This is a genomic window from Devosia sp. 2618, from assembly GCF_040546815.1.
In the GTDB taxonomy this organism is placed as follows: domain Bacteria; phylum Pseudomonadota; class Alphaproteobacteria; order Rhizobiales; family Devosiaceae; genus Devosia.
Genome location: NZ_JBEPOO010000001.1, coordinates 4,129,183 through 4,155,320, shown reverse-complemented (window position 1 = coordinate 4,155,320; position 26,138 = coordinate 4,129,183). Strand labels below are relative to the sequence as shown.

Sequence of the window (26,138 nt, the reverse complement as noted above, 5' to 3'; positions counted from 1 at the left end):
CCATAGTCAAAGTGGGGCTGGAAGGCAAAGGCGGATTGGGGGCAAGTCGATTGATCTGCCACGCCCATTCCGCGCCGTTGCCGGGCTCATGCCGGGGACGCGGACAAACCGCTCCGCGCGCTTGCGGCGTGGCACGGCCGGGAAGGCTTCCTTGCGGGCGCGGACGCAGATGACGCCACTGACCGCAGGCCAGAACATGCGCCCAACCCGCTCGAACAGCCGCGTCGATTTCAGCACCAGCGAACTTTGAAACGGTGGCAGGAACAGTCCGTCGCGCCAGGCTTCGGGCACGAAGCTATGGTCACGCAGCAGCTTGTCGAGCTGGCCGCCTGAATAAGGATTGCCCTGCCCGAACGGAGTGTTGTCGCGCTGCGCCCACATGCCGCGACGGCGCGGCACCACCAGCACCAAATGGCCATTGGGCGCCGTGATGCGCCACAGCTCGCGCATCAGTTCCTCGGCGTCGGCAACGTGTTCCAGCGCATGGATGGCAATGGTCAAATCGATTGCAGCGTCGTTCAGCGGCATTTCGAGTGGATCGCACAGCACGGTATGCGACGGACCCTCGCGCGGCCAGGCGGACGCCCCCTGCCGCGCCGGCATGAAGGCCAGCACACGCTCCGCCTTCTCCAGCGTAAAGCGCAGATAGGGCGTGGCAAAGCCCAGGCCCAGCACGCGCTTGCCGGCAACGCCATTGGACAGGCCAATCACCTGTTCGCGTACCAGCGCACGCGAAATGCGGCCCAGGGGGGATTTGTAATAGTCGATCAGGCGGGTCACATCGGCGGTCATGGCGACAACTCTGCCGGTTTCGCGAGAACTTGTCCATTTGGCCGGTTGTCATGTGCGGCCGGAACCCCTAGCTCTCGGGTTAATCTATTCATCAAGGAGCGTTGCCATGAGTTTGATCGTCGATGTGTTCGCGGCCCGGAGCGACAATTTCGGCTACCTGGTGCACGACACGGCGACCGGCCGCACCGCTGCCATCGACGCGCCGGAAGCGGCCGCGATCAAGACGGCGCTACTGCACCGTGGCTGGACCCTCACCGATATTTTCATCACCCACCACCATATCGATCACGTCGAGGCCATCCCTGAACTCAAGGCCGAGTTCAATGTGCGCGTGGTTGGTCCACGCGGGGAAGCCGACAAGATCGCTGATCTCGACGAACTGGTTGCGGGTGGCGAGACGGTAACGCTGGGCGAAACCGTGTTCGACGTCTACGACGCCCCCGGCCATACGCTGGGTCACATCGTGTTCCACGACAAGGCGGGCAAGCACCTGTTCACCGCCGATGCGCTGTTCTCGCTGGGCGTTGGCCGCATGTTTGAAGGCACGCCTGGCCCGATGTGGGAAGGCGTCAAAGCGCTGCGCGAACTGCCTGACGACACGCTGGTCTATTGCGGCCACGAATATACCGCCAGCAATGCCAAGTTTGCGCTGTCGGTCGATCCCGACAATGCGGCGCTGCAAAAGCGCGCTGCCGAAATTCGTGAACTGCAGGCATCTGGGCGTTTTACCATTCCGTTCCTGCTCGGCGAAGACAAGGCGGCCAACCCATTCCTGCGCGCCGACGCGCCGGAACTGGCCAAACACTTCGGTCTTGAAGGTGCTGCGCCCGCTGAAGTCTTTGCCGCGATCCGCAAGAGCAAGGACACCTTCTAGCCGTCTGGCACACCAAAACGTTCCGACAAAACACACAACGGCGGCGCAATTTGCGTCGCCGTTTGTTTAACCATCCCCGCTTTACCTGCGGAAATCGTTAACAAATCGTTAGCATTTGGCACGCCGTTTGCCCCTAATGGAGCAAAGCGGCCACTTATGCGTTTCATTTTGAGACAGCTGGCCCGTTCTGAGACAGGCGAGGCTGAAAATGGCCGATTATGAAACGAACCGCCCGGGGCTGCCCATGGCACTCGATCCGCAAAGTCCACGCCCATCGCTGAAACGCAGCGAAACTACCGCCGCTTTCGTCAGCCAACTGCTGGCCGAGCGCAATCGCGTGCCGGCCCAGCGGGCGCGCCAACGCGCCACGCCACAGGGTGCGGTCGGTGCCTATGCCGCGGGCGGACAGATTGCCGTCCGCCGCATGCCGGTTGGCTATCGGACCAGTGTTGTCGTCTAGGGGCTAATGCCCACCCATCGACATATCGCGCGTCGCGCTGGTGATGGACATGGTGAAGCCCGCCACGACGTCGATCAGCGCCATGATCAGCAGAATGAAGAACACCGTGCTGGAGGCCGCGCCCACCAGCAGGAACTCGACCAGCAGCAGCACGAACAGCCCCATCGAGAGCATGTGCTCGACAATCGAGACTGTGCCGATGCGGGTGGATTTCAGCAGTTCGAGAAACAGTAGCACCAGCGATCCCAAAATCATCAGATCGCCCAGCGACACGACCCAGGGCGTGCCCGACACCATGGCGATGGTGAAGATCGTATTGTTCCACCCGGCCGGATTGCCGCCCAGGAACAGGAACGCCACCACATTGTAGATGATGAATGGAATGACAAGCAGCGGCGGAATAAACGGCCCCCGCTTCGGACGCGCTCCAGCCGGCGGCACATAGATATGGTCGACCAAAGCAGCTCTCCGAGTTTTGGGTGAGGTGATGATGCCAGATTGGCGGAGGGGCGGGAAGGTGGGATGCGCCGCTCGAGCCCAGGTTTGATTTGGGCACTCTGTCCCAACGTCATCGCCCGGATTGTCCGGGTGATCCATTTTGCACCGTGGCCCGAATTGGATTGCCCGGACAAGCCGGGCAATGACGGAGGATGGGGAAACTCCGTCGTACGACAGCCCAGATATTCGAGCAATCTGCCCCTACCCTCGCTCCCTGCCGACTGAACTTTCAGTGTTCCACCATGTCGTTCCCGCGCAGGCGGGAATCTCACTTTGGCTATGCGCGATAAGGAGATTCCCGCTTTCGCGGGAATGACGTCGTGGTTGGGGCCTTGTCCTTACTTCTTCAGCTTGAGCGGCCCGACCATCTGCTCTGGCTTCACCTCGGCGTCGAATTCTTCGCCGGTGAGGAGGCCCAGCGCGATGGCTTCTTCGCGCAGGGTCGTGCCGTTCTTGTGGGCGGTCTTGGCGATCTTGGCGGCGTTGTCGTAGCCGATCTTGCGGTTGAGCGCGGTCACCAGCATCAGCGACTTGTCGACCAGCTCCTTGATGCGGGCGCGGTCTGGCTCGATGCCGACGGCGCAGTTGTCGTTGAACGACTTGGCCGCATCGGCGAGCAGGCGCACGGTCTGGAGGAAATTATAGGCGATGACGGGCTTGAATACGTTGAGCTCGAAATTGCCCTGGCTGGCGGCAAAACCGATCGCCGCGTCATTGCCCATCACCTGCGCCACGACCATGGTCATGGCTTCGGACTGGGTCGGGTTGACCTTGCCTGGCATGATCGAGGAGCCGGGTTCGTTCTCGGGAATGATGATTTCGCCGAGGCCCGAACGGGGACCGGAGGCGAGCCAACGCACGTCATTGGCGATCTTCATGAAGGCAACCGATAGTTGCTTGAGCGCACCCGAGCTACCGACAAAAGCGTCATGGCCGGCCAGTAGCGCAAACTTGTTTGGGCCGGTGACAAAGTCATGGCCGGTCAGGGTCGCGATTTCCTTGGCCACGGCCACGGCGTAATCGGGATGAGCATTAAGGCCCGTGCCGACGGCGGTGCCGCCCAGCGCCAGTTCCTTGAGCTGCGGCAGGGTCGCCTTGATGGCCGAAACGGCATAGTCGATCTGCGCCACCCAGCCGGAGATTTCCTGGCCCAGCGTCAGCGGCGTCGCATCCTGCAGATGGGTGCGGCCGATCTTGACGACATCCATATAGGCTTCTGCCTTGGTATTGAGCGTATTGCGCAGCAGCGCCACGCGCTCGAACAGGTAATTCTCGATCGCCTCGACGGCAGCGATATGCATGGCCGTTGGATAGGTGTCGTTGGACGACTGGCTCATGTTCACATGGTCATTGGGATGCACGGGCTTTTTGGAGCCCATGGTGCCGCCTGCCATTTCGATGCCGCGGTTGGAAATGACTTCGTTGACGTTCATGTTGGACTGCGTGCCCGAACCGGTCTGCCAGACCACGAGCGGGAAGTGGTCATCGAGCTTGCCCGAAATCACTTCGTCGGCGGCGGCGACGATCAGGTCGCGGGTGGTTTCATCGAGCAGGCCCAGCTTGTGGTTGGCCAAAGCGGCAGCTTTTTTCAGCACGCCGAAAGCGGTGATGATTTCCTTGGGCATTTTCTCGCCGCCAATATCGAAATTGGCGAGGCTGCGGGCCGTCTGAGCGCCATAGTACTTGTCGTTTGGAACCTCGATGGTGCCCATCGTGTCCGATTCAACGCGTGTGCTCATGGCTTAACTCCCGAGAAATAGGCCGCTCTTTTTGGCGGCAGACAAAGCAAAAAGGCCGACCCCGTTAGGGATCGGCCGTCGGAATATCAGAAACGAGCGCAAGGCGCGCCTCGTCTTTCGTTTACTTCTTAACGTTCAGAACCTGACGACCAGCATACATGCCGGTCTTGAGGTCAACGTGATGTGGGCGGCGCAGCTCGCCGGAATCCTTGTCTTCAACATAGGATCCAGCTGCAAGAGCGTCGGCCGAGCGGCGGAAGCCGCGCTTCATCGGCGAGGTCTTTCGTTTTGGCACTGCCATGGTCGGTACTCCGAATTCAATATCGTTGCGCCGCCGAAGCGGCCCAGAGACTGCATCTCTGAAGGGATTGGTGGGGTCTATAGATCAAGATCGCGCCCTTGGCTAGGGGATTTGTTGCGGTGTGGATAGTCCATTTGTCGCCACGGCGCCCAATCCGCGCCCTCAGAGCGCCAACTGCCCATTCTCAGCCACGCAAGTCGCCCGGCTGCCAAACTCGCGCACCCGCCCTTCGATGATGCCGGCAATCCGCACCATCCCCGAAGATGGCCGCCCTGGCTGGCGCAGCATCGGGTTGGGCAGCGCCGTGACCAGGAGCGTCGCCGTGCGCCAATCGAGGTTTTGCGGGGCAATGCCAAAGGCCCGCTGCGCGCCGGCGGCAATACCGAACTGCCCTTCGGGGCCCCATTCGGCGATATTGAGATAGATCTCCATGATGCGCCGCTTGGGCAGCACCAGATCGATATAAAGCGCCAGCGGCACTTCGAGCGCCTTACGGACAACGCTGGGGCTGTTCCAGAGGAAAAGATTGCGCGCCACCTGCATGGTCAGGGTCGAGGCGCCGCGCGCGTTCTGGCCCGCCATATAGCGCTCGACCTCTTCGCGCAGCGCGCCCATATCGACGCCCCAATGGCGGCAGAACTGCCCGTCTTCCGACAAGATCACCGAGGCCTTGAGGCGGTCCGAAATATCGCCGATGTTGCGCCACTCCCGCACGACGGGGCGGCCGGTGACGTAACGCTCGATCATCGGCACCGAAATCGGGTTGATCACCAGATAGAGCGGCGTCAGCACCAGCGGAATCGCCACCAGCACCGCCAGCACGCTGATCGGCCAGCGCAGCACGCGCCACATACCCTTGAGATTACGTCGTAATGCCATGCCACCCCATTAGCGGGGCGAGCATCGGGAAGCTAGTGGGCGACACTCGCTGTGTGCCACGCCCTCGTGGTTCGAGGCTGGTAAGAACGCGCACCTCACCATGAGGGCTGTTCTGGCTGCAGCGGTTAAGTAGCCCTCATGGTGAGGTGGGAGCGCAGCGACCCTCGAACCACGAGGGCGTGGCACCAGGTCCCCACCACCACCTTGCCGCAAGCCAGCCAACCGGCTAGCAACAATCTCATGTATGATTTCGCTGCCGACATCGCCGATTGCGCCCAAGCCGTTGAAACCGCTCTCGATGGCCAGCTCGATGCCGGTCATCTGTCGGGCCCCGGCCCCACGGCCGACCGCCTCGTTGCCGCGATGCGCCACGGTGCGCTGGAAGGCGGCAAGCGCCTGCGTCCGCTGTTGGTGCGTCAGGCTGCTGCGATCTTTAATGTCCCCGCACCACAGGTGCTGACGGCTGGCCTCGCGGTCGAGATGGTGCATTGCTATTCGCTGATCCACGACGACCTGCCGGCGATGGACAATGATGACCTGCGCCGTGGCCGCCCGACCGTGCACAAGGCCTATGACGATGCGACCGCCATCCTGGCCGGTGATGCGCTGCTGACCCACGCCTTTGGCCTGCTCTCGGACACTGCCTGTCATCCCGATCCGGCGGTGCGGATTGCGCTGGTCACCGAACTCGTCCGGGGCTCGGGCGCCGGCGGCATGGTCGGCGGGCAGATGCGCGATATCGAAGGCGAAAAGGCAGGCCTCTCGCCCGACGAAATCTCGACCATGCAGGCGATGAAGACCGGCGCGCTGATCCGCGCCAGCGTGCGCATAGGCGCGATTCTCGGTGGTGCCGATCCGCGTGCCCTTGCCGTGCTCACCGCCTATGCCGAAGCGGCCGGCCGCGCCTTCCAATTGGCCGACGACATTCTGGACGTGACGGCCACGCCCGAAGTCATGGGCAAGGCCACCGGCAAGGATGCCGCGCTCGGCAAGCAGACTTTGGTGGCACAGCTTGGCCTTGAGGGCGCCCGCACCCGGCTCGACCAGATCGTTGCCGAAGCGCTGTCGTGCCTGCGCACCTTTGGCCCCAAAGCCGACGGCCTGCGCGCCACCGCCCGCTACTTTGCCAGCCGGGAAAACTGATCATGGCCCGCCTAGTCAGTATCAATGTCGGCGCGGCACAACATATCGATGGCTACAAGCCGCTGACCGGGATCATCAAGACTCCCGTGCAAAGCGCCGAGATCGGTAAGCTGGGCATTGCAGGCGACGCCATTTGCGACCGCAAGCATCATGGCGGCCCCGATCAGGCGGTCTATATCTATTTCGCCGACGATTACCGGTTCTGGGCCACAGAGCTGGGCATGCGCATCGAGCCGGGACTGTTCGGCGACAACCTGACCATTGATGGCGTCGAAGGGCGCCTGGTCGCCGTGGGCGATCGCTTTGCCATCGGGCCGGTCCTGCTCGAAGTCACTTCGCATCGCACGCCCTGCATGACCTTTGCCGCGCGCATGGGCGACCGCGGTTTCGTCAAACGCTTTCACCGCGCCGGACGGCCGGGCGCCTATTGCCGGGTGCTCGAACCGGGCAAGGTGGAACGGGTAACGACCGTCACGTACCAACCCTATGAGGGCGACCGCGTGACCGTGGCAGAACTGATGGCGCTCGACGGCCAGCGGCAGCTCGATCCCGATTTCATGCGCAAGGCCTTGAATGTGCCCATCCACTACAAGATGCGCGACGACTACCAAAACAAACTCGCCAGCCTGTTCTGAAAGCCAGCCATGTCCCTTGCATCCGTCCAAGCCGATCTCGCCGCCCGTGCCCCAGACCTTGTCGTTGAAGTCACCGACGCCTCAACCGCGACCGTCCAGCTTGCCGCCCAAGTGCATGGCGTCGAGCCCGGCCAGATCGCCAAGACGCTGTGCATCCGCGTCAAGGATGAGGAGTTCCTGCTGGTGACGCGCGGCGATGCCCGGCTCGACAACCAGAAGTCAAAGTCCGCCCTTGGCGGCCGCCCACGCATGCTGGGCGCCGAAGACGTGTTGCGGCTGACCAGCCATCAGGTTGGCGGCGTCTGCCCGTTCGGCCTGCCCGCGCCGCTGCCGATCTATCTCGACACTTCGCTCAAGGTCTACGATCTGGTGATCCCGGCGGGCGGCGATACCCACGCCTCGGTGCGGGTCAGCGTTGAGCGGCTGGCCGAACTGTGCGGCAACAAATGGGTCGATGCCTGCCAGCCGCCCGTCGACGCCGACGCCGACGCCGAAACCGTTTGACGGCAGCCCGGCTTCGGGTGGAATTGATATTGGGTGGCGACCACCCGGAGACCAACAATGCTCGCAGTGCTGATCGTCGTTACCGCCATCAACGCGCTCGTCGCGACGGGCTTTTCGCTGGCCGGGGTGTTTTTCCCGGCCTTCATCGTGCGGGGCGGTGAGCGGTCGCACACTGCGCGGGTCTTTGCCTATTATGGCCTTGCCCGCTCCGTCTCGCTGTTGCTGATCGTCCTCTGGGCCGCCTTCCGCGCCGACACCACCGCCCTGCTCTGGCTCGGCAGCCTCGCCGGCCTGATCCAGCTGGCCGACGCCGGCATCGGCACCCAGACCGGCGATCACCTCAAGATCTGGGGGCCACTGGGGCTGGGCGTCGTGCAACTGGCCGTGGTGCTGCTGGCGTTTCTGTTTGGGGTCTGACCCCCATTTAAAACGACGGCGCGCCTACTCCGCCGCGACCTTGTCGCCGGTGCCGTATTTCTTTTCGATATAGTCGGCGACCATCACCTTGAACTGATCGGCCACATCGGCGCCGCGCAGGGTGGCGACTTTTTCGCCGTCGACAAAGACTGGCGCGGCCGGCGTTTCGCCGGTGCCGGGCAGCGAGATGCCGATATTGGCGTGCTTGCTTTCGCCGGGGCCGTTGACGATGCAGCCCATGACCGCAACCGACAGCGCCTCGACGCCCGGATAGCGCTCTTTCCACTCAGGCATGGAATCGCTGAGGTGATCCTGAATGTCCTTGGCCAGCGTCTGAAACGTGGTCGAGGTGGTGCGGCCGCAACCGGGGCACGCAGCGACGACCGGCAGGAACTGGCGGAAGCCCATGGTCTGCAGCAATTCCTGCGCCACCTTGACCTCGGTGGTGCGCGCGCCGCCCGGCTCGGGCGTCAGCGAAATGCGGATCGTATCACCAATGCCCTGCTGCAGCAGGATGCCCAAAGCGGCGGACGAGGCGACGACGCCCTTGGTGCCCATGCCGGCCTCGGTGAGGCCCAGATGGAGCGCATAATCGCAGCGCGCCGCCAGGTCCTGATAGACCGCGATCAGATGCTGAACGTCGCTCACCTTGGTCGAGAGGATGATCTTGTCGCGTCCCATGCCGAGCTCTTCGGCGCGCTGCGCACTGAGCAAAGCCGACTGGATGATGGCTTCGCGCTGCACGGCGGACGCCGAAATCGGCGTCTCGGAGGCGGCGTTTTCGTCCATCAGTTTGGTCAGCAATTCCTCATCAAGCGAACCCCAGTTCACCCCGATGCGGACCGGCTTGTCATATTTGTTGGCAATGTCGATCAGCGTCGAAAACTGCGTGTCGCGCTTGGCCTTAAAGCCCACATTGCCCGGATTGATGCGGTACTTCGCCAAGGCCTCGGCGCAGGCCGGGTGATCTGTCAAAAGCTTGTGGCCGATATAGTGGAAGTCGCCGACCAGCGGCACGTCATAGCCCATGAAGGCGAGGCGATCGCGAATGATCGGGACAGCAGCCGCCGATTCGTCGCGGTCCACGGTGATGCGGACGATTTCCGAACCGGCGCGCGCCAGTTGCATCACCTGCTTTACCGTCGCATCGATATCGGCGGTATCGGTATTGGTCATCGATTGGACAACGACAGGCGCACCGCCACCGACGAGCACCCCGCCAACATCAACACCCACCGATTGCCTGCGCATTGCCGGGCCAGCCATCACGACACCTCTGAATATCTGAGGGAGAAATAGGCCCGCTAGCGTAACGGCGCAATGTTTCTGATTGATGATAGCGCAACTGTGTCGATCTGGCCGCGCCCCGAGCGTCGATGCTATGAAACATCATCGAGGAGCACAGCCATGACCTTCAAAGCCTATCTCGACAATATCCAGAACCAGACCGGCGTCACCCCGGACGAATTTATCCGCCTCGCGACCGAAAAGGGCTTCACCAAGCCCGGCACCAAAGCGACCCCGATCACCGAATGGCTCAAGGCCGATTATGGGCTGGGACATGGGCACGCCATGGCGATCGTGAAATTGCTACGCGAGCAGGCGGGGCTGACGCCGTAGGGGCCGTTGTTGGCCGCCATTGTGCAAACACCACAGTCGCTGCCCTCGGGCTTGACCCGAGGGTCACTCGTAGCGCGGTGGGTGTTGGTAGAGGCCCTCGGATCAAACCCGAGGGCAGCGCAGTGGATTGCAGGACGGCGTGTATGTTTCAAACGATCGCCCAACCGTCATTGCCCGGCTTGTCCGGGCAATCCAACGTCCCGTGCCCGTGCAATGGATCACCCGGACAAGCCGGGTGATGACGGTGGAGCAGAGCAAGGTGGTTGCCCCAATCGCGGAATATCATCACCCCGCTCTTGAACGCGGTCAGCTTGGGACCATTTATACTCCATGATGAACATGCTCCTCCCCCGCCTCGTCCTCTTCCGCAAGGAAGTCGTCCAGCTTTGGAAGGCTCTCTTCGCGCCTGAGACTCCCTTTTATCTCAAGGCCGCGACGCTGTTCGTCGCGTTTTACCTGATCAATCCGATCGATATTATCCCCGACTTCATCCCCGTGCTGGGTTGGGTCGACGATATCATTCTGATCCCGATGATGGTCGGCTGGATCGTCAGCCGCCTGCCGATCCCGGTCAAAGCCGACATGCGCGAACGCAATGGCCAGACCATCGACGGCACCGCGCGCCGGGTTTAAGGCTGTGCATCGAGTCTGATTGGCCGCATGCACATGGTGAAGAGACCTCATCCTGAGCTTGTCGAAGGACGAGGTCGAGCGAGTGAAGCTTGCCGTGCCACGACCTCGTGGTTCGACAGGCTCACCATGAGGTCTTACTGGGAGAATAGCTTAAACTCTACTGGGTTCAGGACTTGATCCTAGGACAGCGCGATGGTTGGGGAAGCATATTTCCCACCTCAAACAAAAAGGCCCGGATCGCTCCGGGCCTTTGTTTTATTCAAACCGGACCAGCAGGTCCTTGGCGTCGATCTGGTCGCCGGGTTTGATGAAGAGTTCAGCGACGACGCCATCGACTTCGGCGTGCAGCGCGGTTTCCATCTTCATGGCTTCAATCGAGCACAGCACGTCGCCGGCGGTGACCTTCTGGCCGGCCTTGACGTTGAGCGTCGAGATGACGCCCGGCATCGGGGCGCCGACCTGCTTGACGTCGCCCGGCGTTGCCTTGGCGCGGACCGTTACTTCACCGGCCTTGAGGCGATCCGGCACGACGATGGTGCGCGGCTGACCGTTGAGGTCGAAGAACACCCGCACTTCGCCCTTATCATTGGTCGGCGCGCGACCAAGATATTGCAGCACCAGCGTCTTGCCCTTTTCGATGTCGACGAACAGCTCGTCGCCCTCATTGAGGCCGTAGAAATAGACCGGTGTCGGCAGCACTTCGGTCGGGCCGTAACGATCCTGGGTCTTTTCGAAATCCGAATAGACCTTGGGATACATCAGGTAGGACGCCAGCCGCAGATCGTCGATCTCGTGGCCGACTTCATCGGCAATCTTCTTGCGCTCGGCTTCAAGGTCCACATCCTTGAGATAGGAGCCAGGCCGTTCGGTCAGCGCTTCCTTGCCCTTGAGCACCTTCTTTTGCAGCGCCTGGGGGAAACCACCGGGGGGCTGGCCCAGATCTCCGGCAAAGAAGCCGACGACGGAATCGGGGAAGGCGATATCGCGCTTGGGGTCTTCGACATCAGCGCGAGTGAGGCCAGCCGACACCATGGCCAAAGCCATATCGCCGACCACCTTGGAGCTTGGCGTCACCTTGACGATATCGCCAAACATCTGGTTGACGTCAGCATAGGTCTGGGCGACTTCGTGCCAGCGGGTTTCAAGACCCAGCGAACGGGCTTGCTCCTTGAGATTGGTGAACTGGCCGCCCGGCATTTCGTGCAGATAGACTTCCGAAGCGCCGCCCTTGAGATCGCTTTCGAAGGCCCGGTACTGGGTGCGCACGGCCTCCCAATAGAACGAAATCTGACGGATCGCCTTGGCATCGAGCTGTGGATCGCGTTCGCCACCATGGAGCGCCGCAACGATGGAGCCCAGCGTTGGCTGGCTCGTCGTGCCGCTCAGAGCATCCATGGCCGCATCAATAGCGTCGACGCCAGCTTCAACCGCTGCCAGCACCGTGGCCGCTGCTGCGCCCGAGGTGTCGTGGGTGTGGAGGTGGATCGGCAGGCTGATCTCTTCTTTAAGCGTTGCGATCAGCTTTTTGGCCGCCGCAGGCTTGAGCAGCCCCGCCATGTCCTTGAGGCCCAGCACATGCGCGCCGGCCGCTTCGAGTTCCTTGGCCAGAGCCACATAGTATTTGAGGTCATACTTGGCCCGGTCAGGGTCCAGCATGTCGCCGGTATAGCAGACGACGCCCTCGGCAACCTTGCCCTCTTCGATCACCGCGTCGATCGAGACGCGCATGTTTTCGACCCAGTTGAGGCAATCGAAAACGCGGAAAATATCGACGCCGCCGACCGCGGCCTGGCGGACGAAATACTTGACCACATTGTCGGGGTAGTTGGTGTAGCCGACGCCATTGCTGCCGCGCAGCAGCATTTGGGTCAGGATGTTTGGCGCGCCTTCGCGCACCTTGGCCAGACGCTCCCACGGATCTTCATTGAGGAAGCGCATCGAGACGTCAAACGTCGCGCCGCCCCAGCATTCGAGCGAAAAGAGGTTTGGCAGGCCGCGCGAGTAAGCCTCGGCAATGCGGGTGATGTCGAAGCTGCGCATACGCGTCGCCAGCAACGACTGGTGCGCATCGCGCATCGTCGTGTCGGTGAACAGCACGCGCGATTGCGCCTTCATCCACTCGGCCAGCGCCTTGGGACCATTCCGGTCGAGAATCTGGCGACTGCCATTGATCTCGGCCAGCGCCGGGAATTCCGGCACGACGGGCGCGGCAGCTTCAGCCGGTGGCTTTGGCCGGTCGCGCACTTCTGGATGGCCGTTGACGGTGACGTCGGCGATGTAGCTCAGGAGCTTGGTCGCGCGATCCTTGCGCGGCTTGAAGTTGAACAGCTCCGGCGTCGTATCGATAAACCGCGTCGTATAGTGGTTCTCGATGAAATCTGGATGCGTGATGATGTTTTCAAGGAACGCCAGATTGGTCGAGACGCCGCGAATACGGAACTCGCGCAGGGCGCGGTGCATGCGGGCAATGGCCTCCTCGGCGGTCGGGGCCCAGCAGGTGACCTTTTCGAGCAGCGGATCGTAGAACCGCGTGATGATCGCGCCGGCATAGGCCGTGCCGCCATCGAGACGCACGCCAAAGCCGGTGGCGCCGCGATAGGCGGTGATGCGACCATAGTCGGGAATGAAGTTGTGCTCGGGATCTTCGGTCGTCACGCGGCACTGGATGGCATTGCCGTTGAGGTGAATGTCCTGCTGCCGCGGCACGCCCGATTCCGGGGTACCGATCACCGCGCCATCGAGCAGATGAATCTGCGCCTTGACGATGTCGATGCCGGTCACTTCTTCAGTGACGGTGTGTTCCACCTGAATGCGCGGGTTCACTTCGATGAAGTAGAACTTGTCGGTATCGGCATCCATCAGGAATTCGACGGTGCCGGCGCCACGATAGCTGGCAGCATTGCCCAGACGCACGGCGGCGTCGGTCAGTTCCTTGCGCACATCGTCATTGAGGTATGGCGCAGGGGCGCGCTCGACGACCTTCTGGTTACGGCGCTGCACCGAGCAGTCGCGCTCGAACAGATGCACCAGATTGCCGTGATCGTCGCCGATCAGTTGCACTTCAACGTGCCGGGCGCGCTCGACCAGCTTTTCGAGATACATCTCGTCCTTGCCGAACGCGGCCTTGGCCTCGCGCTTGCCTTCGGAGACTTCCGACAGCAGGGTGCTTTCGTCCATGATGCGGCGCATGCCGCGACCGCCACCGCCCCACGATGCCTTGAGCATCAGCGGGTAACCGATTTCCGCCGCCATCTGCTTGATCAGCGCCGGATCATCGGGCAGCGCATCGGTGGCAGGAACGACCGGCACATTGGACGCGATCGCCATGTTGCGCGCGGCAACCTTGTTGCCAAGGTCGCGCATGGTCTGGGCGCGCGGGCCGATAAAGATGATGCCGGCGGCCTCGCAGGCGTCAACAAATTCGGGGCTTTCCGAGAGCAGGCCATAGCCGGGATGGATCGCATCGGCGCCCGAGAGCTTGGCGATGCGGATATATTCGTCGATCTGCAGATATGCTTCGACCGGGCCCTTGCCCTTACCGATCAGATAGGCCTCGTCCGCCTTGAAGCGATGCAGCGCCAGCTTGTCTTCTTCGGCATAGACCGCGACGGTCTTGAGCCCCAGCTCATTGGCGGCACGGAACACGCGAATGGCGATTTCGCTGCGATTGGCGACGAGGATTTTCTTGATTGGCATCGATTGCATATCCGAGCAGGAGGGGCTTAGGACCCGAGCGTTTGGGTCCGGCTCAGCGAATTAGCAACGGCAGGACGGTTGCCCGTCCAACCGTCGAAAATATCAGATCTAGTTGCGGCTCAAGTGGCCCGCGAGATGGCTCATGTCATAGCCCGCTTCCGCGGCCTGCGAGATGATCTCCCCGGCATCGACTTCTCCTGCCTGGCTCAGCGCCCATAGCGTGGTCGAGCGCGTTCCCGAACGGCAGAAGCAGAAAACCGGACCCTTGCTCCCCTCGAGCACGGACCTGGTCTGTTCGACCATTTCAGGAGAGACCCCTTCGCGGCCGAGTGGAATTTCGTAATAGTCGAGACCCGCAGCGACGGCTGCAGCGCCGATTTCGGCACTGGCTGGCTGGTCGGGCGATTCGCCATCGGGACGATTATTGATAATGGCGACGAAACCGGCGGCTTTGAGCGCTGCGACGTCCTCCGGCTGAATCTGCCCGGAGACACTGACGTGATCGTTGATCCGCTTCAAATCCAACTGTTTGCTCCCAAATACCGAACCTGCTGGTACGCCTTTATATCCATTCGGCTGCCCATGACGCAACTACGACAGAAGGATAGCTGTCTTGAAGCTGTCGCGCGGCTCGGTCGCGGCACCAAAATCGACGCCTTCGCCGTCAGCCAGCGCGCCCAGCACGGCAAAATCGGGCCAAATCGACCGCCGTGCGCAAGAAAAATCACGCCTGAATCTCGGCAGTAAATTCGGACGATATTTCCTAGTTTTCCGGTTGTTACAGCGGATCAGACAGCACAAAAATCAAGCGATGGCAATTGTCCAATAGTCAATTTGTGGTTGAAAAGTGACATCCGAGGCCATATTGTTACGGTCCAAACAAAATTCAACTCGCACATTCAGACCTATATGCTGAGAGCATATTGGGCTGTCTATTTTTGTGCTGCAAGAAATCGGCAAGAATACTGCGAAGATCATTCCGCTCTATTCTTCCGCACCAAAAAGAGGCCACATGGCACCCAAGTTACGCGTCACTGACGTCTATAAAATCTTCGGCAAAGCGCCCAAGGCAGCCCTGCAACGCCTCAAGGCAGGCGAGAGCAAGCAAGACATCCTGCGCGACACTGGCCAGACCGTTGGCGTACAGGACGCCAGCTTCGATGTGGATGAAGGCCAGATCTTTGTCGTCATGGGGCTTTCGGGCTCCGGCAAATCCACCCTCGTGCGCATGCTCAACGGGCTGATCAAGCCGAGCGCGGGCAGCATCACCATCGACGGCGAAGACGTCGCCACCTGTTCGCCATCGGCCTTGCGCCGCATCCGGCGCGACAAGATCGCCATGGTGTTCCAGCACTTTGCGCTGTTCCCGCATCGCACCATCGCCGAAAATGCCGCCTATGGGCTCAAGGTCAAAGGCGTGCCCGCCGCAGAGCGCCGCACCAAGGCCATGGCCGCGCTCGATCAGGTTGGTCTGGCGCCCTGGGCCGATAGCCCACCATCGGCATTGTCGGGCGGCATGCAGCAGCGCGTCGGCCTTGCCCGGGCGCTCGCCACCGAGCCCGAAGTGCTGCTGATGGATGAACCTTTCGGCGCGCTCGACCCGCTGATCCGCAAGGAAATGCAGGACGAGCTGCTGAACCTGCAAAAGACGCTGAAGAAAACCATCGTCTTTATCACCCACGATCTCAACGAAGCGCTGATCCTGGGCGACCGCATTGCCATCATGAAGGATGGCCAGGTGGTCCAGACCGGCACGGCCCGCGAAATCGTCTCCCAGCCCGCCGATGATTATGTCGCCGCTTTCGTGGCTGACATTGACCGGGGCCGCGTCTTTACCGCTGCCAATGTCGCCACCGATGCCGACGCCATGCAGCTCAGCACCGGCACGGCCGAAAGCGCCATTGCCGACATGGAAGCGACCAATCGCAACGCCATCTACCTGATGGACGGCGAAGAGATTGCCGGCGTCGTGACCTACAAGGACCTGACCGCAGCCGAGCGGGACACCTCCACCCCGTCGCCCGAACTGGCCGATGTGATGATCACCGATTTCCCCACGGCCAATTCGGATGACCAACTGGTCGATCTCTATGGCTCCGCCAGCGCCGGTCTGCCGATCGCGGTGACCGACGCCGACAACAAGCTAGTCGGCGTCGTCGAACCCGACGCCGTCTTCGCGCAGCTGACGCCCGAAGCCTATCTCGAATCTTCCCCCGACGATGCCGCCGCGCCTGTTACGCGCTGATCGCGACCGTCTGAAACCCACCAATGCAAGGAGGCGTGCGTGAGCCCGTCCGACTTTCTCATCATTCCGTTCGACGATTGGGTCAATCTGCTGGTCAAGGACTGGCTCATTCCCAATTTCCGTCCCTTCTTCCGCGCCATGCAGGTGCCCATCACCCTGGTGCTGAGCGGGCTCGACCGGTTCTTCAACTTCGTGCCCATGCTGGTGACGGCGCTGGTGCTGGCGCTGACCGCCTATAAGACCGCCGGTCGCGGCATGGCGATCTTTGCCATTCTCGGGCTGGTCTTTATCGACATGATCGGGCTGTGGTCGCAGACCATGACGACGCTCGCCATGATCGTGACCTCGGTGTTTTTCTGCACGCTGATCGGTATTCCCGCCGGTATTCTGGCGGCGCGCTCCGACCTCGCCTGGAAGATCACCCGGCCGGTGCTCGACATCATGCAGACCATTCCCAGCTTTGTGTATCTGGTGCCCATCGTCATGCTGTTTGGCGTTGGCATGGCCCCCGGCATTATCGCGACGATCATCTTCGCCCTGCCCCCGATTGTGCGCCTGACCAATCTGGGCATCCGCAATGTGCGCGGCGATCTGATCGAGGCGGCGCACGCCTTTGGCTCGACCTCATGGCAGATGCTGACCGAAGTGCAATTGCCGCTCGCCATGCGCACCATCATGGCTGGTCTCAACCAGACCCTGATGCTGGCGCTGTCGATGGTGGTGATCACCGCGCTGATCGGCGCTGGCGGGCTTGGCCTTGTGGTCAATACCGGCCTTGGTCGTCTTGATGTCGGTGGCGCCACCGCAGGCGGCGTGGGCATCGTCATCCTCGCCATCATTCTCGACCGCATCACGCAGGGGTTGGCCGAGCGCAACAACGCCACCATGCCCTCGCTGCGCCAGACTTTCGTTTCCCTGTTTCGCCTCCGCCCGGTTCAGCCGGTCGGGGTGACAGAGAAAGCGGCCTAGGCCGCTCAAGCACGGGGCTTTCTGGTCCCGTCTTCGCTCCCGGTTTTGCCGGGCCTTCGAACTGACAAGAAAAAGGAGACAAACACACAATGTTCCGTCTCAAGACTTCACTGACTGTACTGGCCGTCGCCCTGATGAGCACAACCGTAGCCCTGCCTGCCATCGCGCAGGACCAGCCCGGCGAGGGCACCACCGTCCGCATGGCGCAGGCCACCTGGGACACCGGCTGGTTTACCGCCCAGATCTACAAGCAGCTCATCGAAGAACTCGGCTATACTGTCGAAGGCCCAACCACGCTTGATAACCCGCCCTTCTACCAGTCGGTCGCCCAGGGCGACATGGACCTGTGGGTTGATGGCTGGTTCCCGCTGCACAACACCTATCGCCCAACCTTTGAAGGCAGCGCCGAAATCGTCGGTGCCGTTGCCAAGGGCGGTGCTCTGGAAGGCTATCTGATCAACAAGTCAGCGGCCGAAGAGTTTGGCATCACCTCGCTCGAAGACTTCAAGCGCCCTGAAGTGCAGGCTGCGTTTGACCGCAATGGCGATGGCCTGGCCGATATGGTTGCCTGCCCTCCGGGCTGGGGCTGCGAGATCAATATCGAGCATCACATGGATGCCTATGACCTGCGCGGCAACATCAACACCATCAAGGCTGGTTATGCCGCTTCGATGGCCGATGCTGTTGCCGCCTACAATGCCGGCGAGAACATCCTGTTCTACACCTGGACCCCGAACTGGACCGTCAATCAGCTGGTTCCCGGCGAAGACGTGGTCTGGATCGAAGTGCCTGAGGTCAATCTGCCCGACATGGATCTGGCCGATGCCGCAACCATTGCTGGGGTTGAAGGCTGCGTGAACGATCCGTGCAAGCTCGGCTTCCCGGCCAATGACATCGTGCCGGTGATCAACTCAGCCTTCCTTGGAGCCAATCCGGCTGTCGGCAAGCTGCTCGAAGCGGTCGAAGTGCCGCTCGGCGATGTGTTCGCCCAGAACGCCGAGATGAACGAAGGCAATGACGACGTTGCCGCGCAGGCCGCTGAGTGGATCGAAAACAACCGCGCCACCGTCGACGGCTGGCTCGAAACCGCCCGCAGCGCGAGCTAAAAATACCAACGGGCCCCACGGGGCCCGTTTTTCTTTTCGCTTACTGTCCGACCCATTCGCGCCAAACTTCTTCGCGCTCCGAGACGAACCGCTCGGCCACGCCTTGCGCCGTCGCGCCCGGCTCGTTGAGTTCGGCCAGCAGCGTATTCATCTCGGCCAGCGGCAGGCTGGTGCGCTGGAAATAGGCGGCAATGGTTGGGGTCTCGGTAAAGACCCATTCGGCGAGCGCCACAACAACGTTTTCGCTGACAAAGGCGCTGGCCTTGGGCGCTTCGCAAGCCACCCGCGCCAGACACTTGGCGGCTTCCTCATCATAGGGCCCCATATCGAGCGGCACGAAATCGAACTGCGCCAGCACGGCATTTGGCTGCCAATAATAAAACAGCACCGGCTCACGCTTGCTGACCGCCTCGGCGATCAGCGTATCCATTTCGAACCGATTGGCTGGCTCGACGATCTCGACCAGATTAGTGAGGCCGAGTGCGGTCACCAGATTACGGTTGATGACGGCACAGGCCCAGTCGACCGGGCAGGAAATCAGCCGCACCGGCGCGCCGCCATTGAGCGTCGGGATCATCGCCGCAAGCCCAGCGACGCTGCGCAATTGTGGCTGCGCGGTCGCAAGAAAAGCCGGGATGAACCAGCCCTCGAACTGGGTTTCGACATAGGTCGGCGCCGCCGGGCGCAGCATTTGTGCTTCGACCCCGGCATTCCACACTTCGGCAATGCGGGTGATCCACATTTCGGGCGCCACCGCAGGTTGCCCGGTGGAGCCCATCGACGAGCCGGTCGCCGCCAGATCGCCGGGGATCACGCGCGTCTCGCAGCCATATTCTTCGGAGAGGATCCGGGCATGGATTTCGGCCAGCAATTGCGCCGAGGGCCAGCTCATGCTGGCAATGGTGATCGGCTGGGTGCCACAGACCGGCGGCGGGGCTGTCGGGCCACCAGCGGGCGTGGGCTGGCTCTGTGCGCCGTCCTGTGCCTGATCGAGCACGGTGAACTGGGCGTGGGCCGGCATCACGCTCAATGTGGCCACCGCGATCATGGTCGCCAAGCCTAGCCGTGCCTGCATTGCCGCCACTCCTGTTCTTGGCCCCACTCTATGCAAAAACCGTCCTCGTTAAGCAACAGCAGCACCAGCCTGATTTCCCAATCAATACCCGGTGACTCGCCCCAAACAAATGTGCAACAGTCTGCTCAGCGGGGCGTGGGTTGCGCCCCCTTTATCGCGTCGATCCGACCGGAAAGACTGGTTCACTCAAGAACCGCCCCCCGGATCGACCCATCAGAGGGACGTACATGCTCAATTTCAAGAAATCTCTGACCCTGGCCGTTGCCGCCACGGCGCTTGCCGTTGCAGCGCCAGCGATGGCTGCGGACGTCAAGCTCGGCTTTTTGGCTGACGTGACGGGCCCGATCGCCGGCTTTGCTGGCGGCATGGTTTCGGCCGGCAACCTGGCTGTCGCCAACGTCAACGATCAGGGCGGCATTTTGAACGGCGAAAAGCTCGTGTCGATCGTTGCTGACGGCGCCTGCTCGGCCGATACCGCTGGCCCAGCCGCTGACCGTCTCGTCAACACCGAGAACGTGACTGCTGTGTTCGGCGCCTATTGCACCGGCGCAACGCTGGCCGCCTTCAACACTGCTGGCCTTCCCGGCAATGTCGTGTTCATCTCGCCATCGGCTTCCGCACCAGTGCTGACCACCACCGAAGACAACGACCTGCTGTACCGCACCGTTGTGTCGGACGCCTTCCAGGGCGCCAAGGGCGCTGAGCTGCTGCTCTCCAAGGGCATCAAGGAAGTCGGCGTCACCTATGTGAACAACGACTACGGCAAGGGCCTGGCTGACCAGTTCGCTTCGACCTTCACCGCTGGTGGCGGCAAGATCCTGTCCAACGTCGCACACGAAGATGGCAAGGCTGACTACCGTCCGGAAATCGGCCAGATCGAATCCTCGGGCGCAACCACGCTGGTGATCTACGGCTACGAAAATGCCGGCGGCGGCGCGATCCTGAACCAGGCTCTCGAAGCTGGCAGCTTTGACCAGTTCCTCGGCGGCGACGGTATGGCCGGTGAAGCCCTGCTGGCAAGCCGCGACGCGGCAACGCTGGAAGGCCTGATCCTAACCCAGGCAGCTGCTGCTTCGGGCGAAGCCTATGACATCTATGCCAAGCTCGCGACCGATGCGGGTCTGGTTCCAGACACCACCTATGGCCCACAGTCCTATGACGCGGTCTTTGCGCTGGCTCTCGCCATCGAAAAGAACGGCAATGCCGACCGTGCCAACCTGTCGACCGCTCTGCGCGACGTGACCTCCGCTCCCGGCGAGAAGATCCTGCCCGGCGAATGGAAGAAGGCTGTCGAGCTTATCAAGGCCGGCACCGACATCGACTATGAAGGCGCTTCAAGCAACCTCGACTTCGACGCAGCAGGCGACATCGCCGGCGGCATCGACTATTTCGTCATCGAAGGCGGCAAGATCGTCAACAAGGGCCTGATCAACTAATCAGAGCTTTTACCATTATGCGGAAAGGCCCGGGAGCGATCCTGGGCCTTTTTGTTTGTGGAGGTGGGCGCGCTGGTGCGGGCCACATTCCGTTTGCCCTGGCTGCGGGTGTCACTGTCCGTGTCCCAAGCTAGATGTCATCCCGGCCTTGAGCCGGGATCCATCCTGAGGTGGTCGGATGAACCACCTTGCGGCCGTTTGACGATCTCGAGATGGGCCCGGCTCAAGGCCGGGCTAACACGCTGGATGGGGGGATCAGCAGTGCGCTCGCAGACGGCGGGAGGGCCTTCGGCCCTGCCTGCACGAACAAAAAAAGCCCGGGATCGCTCCCGGGCCTTTTGGTCTCTAGCCGCGCTTACTTCTGCTTCTGCACCACTTCGGGGAGCAGGCCCCTGGGGGCGTAGCGCAGGGCGATGGTGATGATCACGCCGAGCACGAACACACGCATCTGTAGCGCACGCGAGTCGATCTCGGGAATTGCGCCCCAGCCAACGGACTGGCTCCAGGCCGACAGGTTCTTAAAGATCGCCTGCGCGAGCGGATCGGACACGACCCAGGCGATGTAGATCAGGAAGGTGCCGAGCAGCACGCCCAGATTATTGCCGGCGCCGCCAACGATAACCATCACCCAGACCATGAAGGTGTGGTTGATCGGTTGATAGCTGGAGGGGTCGAAAATCTGGTTGAAGCTGGTGAGCATGGCGCCACCGATGCCGATCAGCACCGAGCCCATGACGAACAGTTCGAGCTGACGGCCCTTGATGTCCTTGCCCATGGAACCGGCGGCAATGTGGTTGTCGCGGATGGAGCGCATCATGCGGCCCCACGGACCGCCATAGGCGCGCTGGATAAAGAAGAACACGACGACCAGAATGGTCAGCGCAAGTGCCAGGAAGCCGAGGCGGGCGAAGACGAACGAGTCCGAGATCGAAACGCCATCGGCCTGGTATTGCTGCGGCAGCGGCACGGGCCAAGGCATGGGCGACACCGTCTGGGTGCCGCGCGTCCACCAGTCCATGTTCTTGATGAAGGCACGCAGGATTTCCGAAATGCCGATGGTGGCAATTGCCAGATAATCGCTGCGCAGACCAAGGCTGATCCGGCCAATGATAAAGGCCATGATCGCCGCCAACACGCCGCCAATCAACCAGCCGAGCACCGGGTTGAGTCCGAGGCCACCGATATAGCCAGCGGTAGACTCGATATAGGCCGCAGCCGGGTCGATCTGGCTGCGATAGGCGACATAGGCGATGAACCACGCCAGAACGATCAGAGCGACCTTCCAGCCGCCCTTGATGCCGATGCGATGGGACTGCCGCGCGGCCATCACGACCAGCGCGCCAACGAGGAACATGGCGAGGGCCTTGCCGAGCAGGATCGGGCCTTCGCTGTCCCAGAACAGCGGATTGACCGGCGCCGAGAGGGTGACGGTGGCCGCGCCACCCAACATCATGAAGCCCATGACGGCGAAGTTGAACAACCCGCCATAGCCCCACTGGATATTGAGCCCGAGCGCGATCAGCGCATAGGCAATTGCCTGGGTCAGCAGCAGGGTGGTGTTGGCCGCGCCCTGCACATAGCCGACGATCAAGATGATGACGAACATCGCGGCGAACAGCACGATCGAGCGCATCTTGGGATCGCTCAGGTCCAGACCCTTGCGCACAGTGGTATCGCTCATGACGACACTCCCTTGAAGATTCCGGTCGGACGGGCGAGCAACGTGATCACCAGAATGACGAAGGCGACGGTGAGTTTATACTCGGTTGGCACCAGCGCCAGATTGGCGGGCAGGTCAAACGGCAGCCACGTCGTCATCGGCCGCAAGATGCTGGTCCAGTTAAACACCGCCAGCGTTTCGGCAAAGGCGATGAGGAATCCACCAACGATGGCGCCATAGACATGGCCAAGACCACCCACGATTGCGGCGGCAAAGATCGGCAGCACGATGTTGAAGGCAAGGTCTGGCATCAGCGCCACGTCGAGCGCCAGCATGGTGCCGGCAACGCAAGCCAACGATCCGGCAATGATCCAGGTGACCCGCACGACCAGCGCCGTGTTGATCCCCGAGACCTGCGCCAGAGCGGCATTGTCAGCCATGGCGCGCATGGCCTTGCCCAACCGCGAGCGGGTTAGGAAGAAGTGTAGCGCCAGTACCAGAATGACGGTGACCACCATCATCAGAACCTGAGGCTCGGTGATCGAGATCGGCCGCGAACCGCCAAAGGCAGTCATGTCGATACGGAAGATTTCCTTGCTCTCGTTGATATAGAGCGAGCGCGTCCCCGAACCGAACAGCAGCCGGATCAGGCCCTGCAGCATCAGGGTGACGCCGATCGAGGCGATCAGCAGCGTCACCGAAGGCACACCACGTCGCCTCAGCGGCGCGTAAAAGCCCTTATCGATGCCAAGGGCGATGACCGCGGTCACCACCATGGCCAGCGGCATGACCACGAAGGCCATCGGGATCGGTGTTGCGATGCCCATGCCGGCCAGAATGCTGGCGATGACGAAGCCGATAAAGGCACCCATGGTCATCATGTCGCCATGCGCGAAGTGCGCGAAACGCAGGATGCCGAACACCAAGGTAATGCCGATGGCGCCCAGTGCATAAATCGAACCGAGCACGGTGCCCGAAATCAACACGCGGTTGATAAAGAAAATGAGTTCGTCCATGACCCTCAGCCCCCCAGAAAGCTTTTGGCGACTTCAGGATCGGCAATGAGCTCAGGCCCGGTGCCGGTGAAACGGTTTTGACCGCTGGCGAGGACGAACCCCTTGGATGCAAAAGCCAATGCCTGGCGTGCATTCTGCTCAACCATCAGGATGCCAACGCCTTCCTGGTTGACCCGCACGATGGTCTCGAAAATCTCGATGACATAGCGTGGCGACAGGCCCGCAGAGGGCTCGTCCAGCATCAAAAGCTTGGGCTTGCTCATCAAAGCGCGGCCCATGGCCACCATCTGGCGTTGACCGCCGGAGAGTTCGCCGGCTGGCTGGCGACGCTTTTCCGCCAGCACCGGGAACATCTTGTAAACCCAGCTGATGGTGTCGCGGAAATCATCCTTGCGGGTGAACGCGCCCATTTCGAGGTTCTCTTCCACCGTCAGCGAGGTGAAGACGTTCTTTTCCTGCGGCACAAAGCTCAGCCCCTTGGGCACCAGCTTGTCGGGCAGCGAATTGGCAATGTCTTCGCCGCCAAATTCGATCGTGCCGCCAGTGACCTTGAGCAGGCCGAAGATGGCCTTGAGCGTGGTCGACTTGCCAGCGCCATTGGGCCCCACGATCACCCCGATATCGGACTGGTCGATGGCCATGTTGACGCCGTTAAGGATAGGCGCGCCGCCATATCCGCCGACGACGTGTTTCAGTTCAATCAGGGACATCTATGCTACCTCGACTGGCGTGCCGAAATAGGCTTCGACGATTTGCGGGTTGGCGCGGATTTCTTCCATCGGGCCTTCGGCGATCTTTTCGCCCTGCGCCATCACGATGACCGGATCGCACAGGCGCCCGATCAGGTCCATGTCGTGCTCGATGACAAAGAAGGTGTAGCCGAGTTCCTTGTTCATCCGCTCGATATTGGCGGCAAGGTCATTGAGCAGGGTCTTGTTGACGCCCGCCGCCACCTCGTCGAGCAGCACGATCTTGGCGTCCACCATCATGGTGCGGCCCAGCTCGAGCAGTTTTTTCTGCCCACCGCTGAGATTGCCGGCCAGTTCGTTGCGCACGTGGCCGAGCTTGAGGAAGTCAATGACGTCGAGCGCTTTCTTGCGCACTTCCGTCTCTCGCGACTTCACCAGCCCCGGTCTGAACCAGGTGCTCATCAAGGACTCGCCGGGCTGGTCGCCGGGAACCATCATCAGGTTCTCCAGAGCCGTCATGTGGGAGAACTCATGCGCGATCTGGAAGGTCCGCAACATGCCGGTGCGGAACAGTTCGTGCGGTTTGAGCCCCGTCACATCGGCGCCGTCGAAAATCACTGCACCCTCGTCGGGCACAATATTGCCGGCGACGATATTGAACAGTGTCGACTTTCCAGCCCCGTTCGGGCCGATCAGCCCTGTAATGGAGCCACGGCGAACCGAAAGCGAGCAGTTGTTTACGGCCGTCAGGCCGCCAAAGCGTTTGCTGACGTTGCGAACGTCAATAACCAAGTCGTAGGACACTAAAACCGTCCCGTTTCCCAAGAGCCATCCCCGGTTAGTTCCGGGCTATTTTGTGGCATCTGCTCATAGAGCGGGCAATGGGTCAACCTAGGCAAGCCGCTCAGAGATAGGCGAGCACTGCATCTGCTGTGGATTTATTGTTGGCGAGGGGCACATCGTACAATGTAGCGAGCCGCGTCAACGCCTTTACGTCTACGTCATGGGGCTGCGCCGACAATGGATCAATAAAGAAAATCAGCATGTCGAGCTTGCCCTCGGCAATCATCGCGCCAAGTTGCTGATCGCCGCCCAAGGGACCGCTCTTGAGGAGCGTTACCGGCAGGCCCGTCGCCGCCATGAGGCGCCCGCCCGTCGTGCCAGTGGCCCAAAGCTCGTGCTGGCTCAACTTTTCCTTGTGGTGAGCCGCCCAGACGCACAGATCGTCTTTCTTTTCGTCATGTGCCACGAGGCCGATATGCGCCATGCTGCTCTCCAAGCTGTGTGCCAGCTTTCAAGCATGCTTCAAGCGACAAGGGCAATGGCTTCGGCCAGCAAGAACCCAATCTGGTCGACGGGAATGTCGTCCTCGCTGCCAAGGCGCAAGTATCGTCCCTGCTTGAGCCCATCGCCGAGTAACAGGCCTTCGCCGTGCCCGAGCAGGCGACCATGCTGGAAATAGAGCGACACGCTTTCGGCTTGCGGGAAGACTGAACAGATCTGCCCAGCGGCCGAGTGGCGGAAATTGACCGCTTTCCAGCCCGTGGCAACCTTGCCCGATAGACCGGGATGCGCAGCGACCATGGCCACCAGCCGCGCCGTCAACTCGGCAATGGGCGTGGGCAGCGGCTCGACCAGATCGGCAAAGGCGCGCGAATAGACGGGATCAATGACTGAATTGAGCATGACAGCGCCGGGTTGTTACACCCGGCAGTCATGTCACGTGGTGCTGACAGCCTGTGTCAGCACGC

General features: G+C 61.6%; 28 protein-coding genes. 13 read left to right on the top strand and 15 right to left on the bottom strand.

Going from position 1 to position 26,138, the window contains the following annotated elements:
• Positions 1 to 6: 6 nt before the first annotated feature.
• Positions 7 to 792: a class I SAM-dependent methyltransferase gene (locus ABIE28_RS20545; protein WP_354066254.1), complete on the bottom strand. Its 786-nt coding sequence runs from the start codon at positions 790 to 792 to the stop codon at positions 7 to 9.
• Positions 793 to 898: 106 nt separating this feature from the next.
• Between ABIE28_RS20545 and gloB the strand changes: the two genes are divergently transcribed.
• Both gloB and ABIE28_RS20535 read left to right on the top strand, forming a co-directional pair.
• Positions 899 to 1,666 carry a hydroxyacylglutathione hydrolase gene (gene gloB, locus ABIE28_RS20540; RefSeq protein WP_354066252.1) on the top strand — a complete coding sequence of 256 codons (768 nt, stop codon included), beginning with the start codon at positions 899 to 901 and terminating at the stop codon, positions 1,664 to 1,666.
• A 208-nt stretch (positions 1,667 to 1,874) separates the two neighbouring features.
• Positions 1,875 to 2,126 carry a hypothetical protein gene (locus ABIE28_RS20535; RefSeq protein ID WP_354066250.1) on the top strand — a complete coding sequence of 84 codons (252 nt, stop codon included), beginning with the start codon at positions 1,875 to 1,877 and terminating at the stop codon, positions 2,124 to 2,126.
• A 3-nt stretch (positions 2,127 to 2,129) separates the two neighbouring features.
• Here the strand turns inward: ABIE28_RS20535 and ABIE28_RS20530 are convergent, their stop codons facing one another.
• The 4 genes from ABIE28_RS20530 to ABIE28_RS20515 form a co-directional block, all read right to left on the bottom strand.
• Positions 2,130 to 2,585, bottom strand: a complete 456-nt coding sequence (locus tag ABIE28_RS20530) for a hypothetical protein (RefSeq protein ID WP_354066248.1) — start codon at positions 2,583 to 2,585, stop codon at positions 2,130 to 2,132.
• 377 nt (positions 2,586 to 2,962) lie between these two features.
• A complete protein-coding gene (gene fumC / locus ABIE28_RS20525; protein ID WP_354066246.1) occupies positions 2,963 to 4,363 on the bottom strand; it encodes a class II fumarate hydratase in 1,401 nt (466 codons plus the stop codon).
• A 121-nt stretch (positions 4,364 to 4,484) separates the two neighbouring features.
• Positions 4,485 to 4,664 (bottom strand): 50S ribosomal protein L32, encoded by a 180-nt coding sequence (gene rpmF / locus ABIE28_RS20520; RefSeq protein WP_354066244.1) that lies wholly within the window; start codon positions 4,662 to 4,664, stop codon positions 4,485 to 4,487.
• A gap of 162 nt (positions 4,665 to 4,826) precedes the next feature.
• A complete protein-coding gene (locus ABIE28_RS20515) occupies positions 4,827 to 5,543 on the bottom strand; it encodes a biosynthetic peptidoglycan transglycosylase (protein ID WP_354066242.1) in 717 nt (238 codons plus the stop codon).
• Between the two features lie 240 nt (positions 5,544 to 5,783).
• Between ABIE28_RS20515 and ABIE28_RS20510 the strand changes: the two genes are divergently transcribed.
• The 4 genes from ABIE28_RS20510 to ABIE28_RS20495 are packed head-to-tail and all read left to right on the top strand — an operon-like array spanning position 5,784 to position 8,242.
• The gene (locus ABIE28_RS20510; protein WP_354066240.1) at positions 5,784 to 6,686 is read left to right on the top strand and encodes a polyprenyl synthetase family protein; all 903 of its coding nucleotides are present in this window, start codon (positions 5,784 to 5,786) and stop codon (positions 6,684 to 6,686) included.
• A 2-nt stretch (positions 6,687 to 6,688) separates the two neighbouring features.
• Positions 6,689 to 7,321 carry an MOSC domain-containing protein gene (locus ABIE28_RS20505; protein WP_354066238.1) on the top strand — a complete coding sequence of 211 codons (633 nt, stop codon included), beginning with the start codon at positions 6,689 to 6,691 and terminating at the stop codon, positions 7,319 to 7,321.
• A gap of 9 nt (positions 7,322 to 7,330) precedes the next feature.
• Positions 7,331 to 7,825, top strand: a complete 495-nt coding sequence (locus ABIE28_RS20500; protein WP_354066236.1) for a YbaK/EbsC family protein — start codon at positions 7,331 to 7,333, stop codon at positions 7,823 to 7,825.
• Positions 7,826 to 7,882: 57 nt separating this feature from the next.
• Positions 7,883 to 8,242, top strand: coding sequence for a hypothetical protein (locus ABIE28_RS20495; protein WP_354066234.1), 360 nt, complete (start codon positions 7,883 to 7,885; stop codon positions 8,240 to 8,242).
• A 24-nt stretch (positions 8,243 to 8,266) separates the two neighbouring features.
• Here the strand turns inward: ABIE28_RS20495 and ispG are convergent, their stop codons facing one another.
• Positions 8,267 to 9,508 carry a flavodoxin-dependent (E)-4-hydroxy-3-methylbut-2-enyl-diphosphate synthase gene (gene ispG, locus ABIE28_RS20490; protein ID WP_354066232.1) on the bottom strand — a complete coding sequence of 414 codons (1,242 nt, stop codon included), beginning with the start codon at positions 9,506 to 9,508 and terminating at the stop codon, positions 8,267 to 8,269.
• Between the two features lie 141 nt (positions 9,509 to 9,649).
• Here ispG and ABIE28_RS20485 point away from each other — a divergent pair, with 141 nt between their 5' ends.
• Both ABIE28_RS20485 and ABIE28_RS20480 read left to right on the top strand, forming a co-directional pair.
• Entirely contained in the window at positions 9,650 to 9,862 is a 213-nt protein-coding gene (locus tag ABIE28_RS20485; protein WP_354066230.1) for a DUF4287 domain-containing protein, read from the top strand.
• 330 nt (positions 9,863 to 10,192) lie between these two features.
• A complete protein-coding gene (locus ABIE28_RS20480) occupies positions 10,193 to 10,495 on the top strand; it encodes a YkvA family protein (RefSeq protein WP_354066228.1) in 303 nt (100 codons plus the stop codon).
• Between the two features lie 255 nt (positions 10,496 to 10,750).
• Here ABIE28_RS20480 and pyc read toward each other — a convergent pair whose 3' ends face one another.
• Positions 10,751 to 14,191 carry a pyruvate carboxylase gene (gene pyc / locus ABIE28_RS20475; RefSeq protein WP_354066226.1) on the bottom strand — a complete coding sequence of 1,147 codons (3,441 nt, stop codon included), beginning with the start codon at positions 14,189 to 14,191 and terminating at the stop codon, positions 10,751 to 10,753.
• 108 nt (positions 14,192 to 14,299) lie between these two features.
• Entirely contained in the window at positions 14,300 to 14,716 is a 417-nt protein-coding gene (locus tag ABIE28_RS20470) for a protein tyrosine phosphatase family protein (protein ID WP_354066224.1), read from the bottom strand.
• An 88-nt stretch (positions 14,717 to 14,804) separates the two neighbouring features.
• Between ABIE28_RS20470 and ABIE28_RS20465 the strand changes: the two genes are divergently transcribed.
• From ABIE28_RS20465 to proX, 4 genes are all read left to right on the top strand, one after another.
• Complete coding sequence (locus ABIE28_RS20465) at positions 14,805 to 15,020, top strand: hypothetical protein (RefSeq protein ID WP_354066222.1); 216 nt, start codon at positions 14,805 to 14,807, stop codon at positions 15,018 to 15,020.
• Between the two features lie 183 nt (positions 15,021 to 15,203).
• Positions 15,204 to 16,436 (top strand): quaternary amine ABC transporter ATP-binding protein, encoded by a 1,233-nt coding sequence (locus ABIE28_RS20460; RefSeq protein WP_354066220.1) that lies wholly within the window; start codon positions 15,204 to 15,206, stop codon positions 16,434 to 16,436.
• 39 nt (positions 16,437 to 16,475) lie between these two features.
• A complete protein-coding gene (locus ABIE28_RS20455) occupies positions 16,476 to 17,405 on the top strand; it encodes an ABC transporter permease (RefSeq protein WP_354066218.1) in 930 nt (309 codons plus the stop codon).
• Between the two features lie 89 nt (positions 17,406 to 17,494).
• Positions 17,495 to 18,511 carry a glycine betaine/L-proline ABC transporter substrate-binding protein ProX gene (gene proX, locus ABIE28_RS20450; protein ID WP_354066216.1) on the top strand — a complete coding sequence of 339 codons (1,017 nt, stop codon included), beginning with the start codon at positions 17,495 to 17,497 and terminating at the stop codon, positions 18,509 to 18,511.
• A gap of 40 nt (positions 18,512 to 18,551) precedes the next feature.
• On the opposite strand, the gene ABIE28_RS20445 is transcribed toward proX, so the two are convergent.
• Positions 18,552 to 19,586, bottom strand: a complete 1,035-nt coding sequence (locus ABIE28_RS20445; protein WP_354066214.1) for a glycine betaine ABC transporter substrate-binding protein — start codon at positions 19,584 to 19,586, stop codon at positions 18,552 to 18,554.
• A 227-nt stretch (positions 19,587 to 19,813) separates the two neighbouring features.
• On the opposite strand from ABIE28_RS20445, the gene ABIE28_RS20440 reads away from it, so the two are divergent.
• Positions 19,814 to 21,022 carry an ABC transporter substrate-binding protein gene (locus tag ABIE28_RS20440; protein ID WP_354066212.1) on the top strand — a complete coding sequence of 403 codons (1,209 nt, stop codon included), beginning with the start codon at positions 19,814 to 19,816 and terminating at the stop codon, positions 21,020 to 21,022.
• A 355-nt stretch (positions 21,023 to 21,377) separates the two neighbouring features.
• Here ABIE28_RS20440 and ABIE28_RS20435 read toward each other — a convergent pair whose 3' ends face one another.
• The 6 genes from ABIE28_RS20435 to ABIE28_RS20410 all read right to left on the bottom strand — a co-directional run bounded on the left by ABIE28_RS20435 (position 21,378) and on the right by ABIE28_RS20410 (position 26,073).
• A complete protein-coding gene (locus tag ABIE28_RS20435; RefSeq protein ID WP_354066210.1) occupies positions 21,378 to 22,703 on the bottom strand; it encodes a branched-chain amino acid ABC transporter permease in 1,326 nt (441 codons plus the stop codon).
• On the bottom strand, positions 22,700 to 23,698 hold the full coding sequence (locus ABIE28_RS20430) for a branched-chain amino acid ABC transporter permease (RefSeq protein ID WP_354066208.1): 999 nt from the start codon (positions 23,696 to 23,698) through the stop codon (positions 22,700 to 22,702). The genes ABIE28_RS20435 and ABIE28_RS20430 overlap by 4 nt, the downstream gene beginning before the upstream one ends.
• A gap of 5 nt (positions 23,699 to 23,703) precedes the next feature.
• Positions 23,704 to 24,408: an ABC transporter ATP-binding protein gene (locus ABIE28_RS20425; RefSeq protein ID WP_354066206.1), complete on the bottom strand. Its 705-nt coding sequence runs from the start codon at positions 24,406 to 24,408 to the stop codon at positions 23,704 to 23,706.
• On the bottom strand, positions 24,409 to 25,191 hold the full coding sequence (locus tag ABIE28_RS20420) for an ABC transporter ATP-binding protein (RefSeq protein ID WP_354066204.1): 783 nt from the start codon (positions 25,189 to 25,191) through the stop codon (positions 24,409 to 24,411). It abuts the gene before it with no gap.
• Between the two features lie 100 nt (positions 25,192 to 25,291).
• Positions 25,292 to 25,654, bottom strand: a complete 363-nt coding sequence (locus ABIE28_RS20415) for a methylglyoxal synthase (protein ID WP_354066202.1) — start codon at positions 25,652 to 25,654, stop codon at positions 25,292 to 25,294.
• Positions 25,655 to 25,692: 38 nt separating this feature from the next.
• Positions 25,693 to 26,073: a hypothetical protein gene (locus ABIE28_RS20410; RefSeq protein WP_354066200.1), complete on the bottom strand. Its 381-nt coding sequence runs from the start codon at positions 26,071 to 26,073 to the stop codon at positions 25,693 to 25,695.
• Between the last annotated feature and the right edge of the window lie 65 nt (positions 26,074 to 26,138).

Coding starts and splice junctions, on each gene's coding strand:
- ispG (WP_354066232.1), bottom strand. CDS start 9,508: ATGGCTGGCCCGGCAATGCGCAGGCAATCGGTGGGTGTTGATGTTGGC.
- ABIE28_RS20495 (WP_354066234.1), top strand. CDS start 7,883: ATGCTCGCAGTGCTGATCGTCGTTACCGCCATCAACGCGCTCGTCGCG.
- ABIE28_RS20485 (WP_354066230.1), top strand. CDS start 9,650: ATGACCTTCAAAGCCTATCTCGACAATATCCAGAACCAGACCGGCGTC.
- fumC (WP_354066246.1), bottom strand. CDS start 4,363: ATGAGCACACGCGTTGAATCGGACACGATGGGCACCATCGAGGTTCCA.
- pyc (WP_354066226.1), bottom strand. CDS start 14,191: ATGCCAATCAAGAAAATCCTCGTCGCCAATCGCAGCGAAATCGCCATT.
- ABIE28_RS20510 (WP_354066240.1), top strand. CDS start 5,784: ATGTATGATTTCGCTGCCGACATCGCCGATTGCGCCCAAGCCGTTGAA.
- ABIE28_RS20505 (WP_354066238.1), top strand. CDS start 6,689: ATGGCCCGCCTAGTCAGTATCAATGTCGGCGCGGCACAACATATCGAT.
- ABIE28_RS20415 (WP_354066202.1), bottom strand. CDS start 25,654: ATGGCGCATATCGGCCTCGTGGCACATGACGAAAAGAAAGACGATCTG.
- gloB (WP_354066252.1), top strand. CDS start 899: ATGAGTTTGATCGTCGATGTGTTCGCGGCCCGGAGCGACAATTTCGGC.
- ABIE28_RS20445 (WP_354066214.1), bottom strand. CDS start 19,586: ATGCAGGCACGGCTAGGCTTGGCGACCATGATCGCGGTGGCCACATTG.
- ABIE28_RS20545 (WP_354066254.1), bottom strand. CDS start 792: ATGACCGCCGATGTGACCCGCCTGATCGACTATTACAAATCCCCCCTG.
- ABIE28_RS20430 (WP_354066208.1), bottom strand. CDS start 23,698: ATGGACGAACTCATTTTCTTTATCAACCGCGTGTTGATTTCGGGCACC.
- ABIE28_RS20500 (WP_354066236.1), top strand. CDS start 7,331: ATGTCCCTTGCATCCGTCCAAGCCGATCTCGCCGCCCGTGCCCCAGAC.
- proX (WP_354066216.1), top strand. CDS start 17,495: ATGTTCCGTCTCAAGACTTCACTGACTGTACTGGCCGTCGCCCTGATG.
- rpmF (WP_354066244.1), bottom strand. CDS start 4,664: ATGGCAGTGCCAAAACGAAAGACCTCGCCGATGAAGCGCGGCTTCCGC.
- ABIE28_RS20515 (WP_354066242.1), bottom strand. CDS start 5,543: ATGGCATTACGACGTAATCTCAAGGGTATGTGGCGCGTGCTGCGCTGG.
- ABIE28_RS20480 (WP_354066228.1), top strand. CDS start 10,193: ATGATGAACATGCTCCTCCCCCGCCTCGTCCTCTTCCGCAAGGAAGTC.
- ABIE28_RS20535 (WP_354066250.1), top strand. CDS start 1,875: ATGGCCGATTATGAAACGAACCGCCCGGGGCTGCCCATGGCACTCGAT.
- ABIE28_RS20440 (WP_354066212.1), top strand. CDS start 19,814: ATGCTCAATTTCAAGAAATCTCTGACCCTGGCCGTTGCCGCCACGGCG.
- ABIE28_RS20410 (WP_354066200.1), bottom strand. CDS start 26,073: ATGCTCAATTCAGTCATTGATCCCGTCTATTCGCGCGCCTTTGCCGAT.
- ABIE28_RS20435 (WP_354066210.1), bottom strand. CDS start 22,703: ATGAGCGATACCACTGTGCGCAAGGGTCTGGACCTGAGCGATCCCAAG.
- ABIE28_RS20460 (WP_354066220.1), top strand. CDS start 15,204: ATGGCACCCAAGTTACGCGTCACTGACGTCTATAAAATCTTCGGCAAA.
- ABIE28_RS20425 (WP_354066206.1), bottom strand. CDS start 24,408: ATGTCCCTGATTGAACTGAAACACGTCGTCGGCGGATATGGCGGCGCG.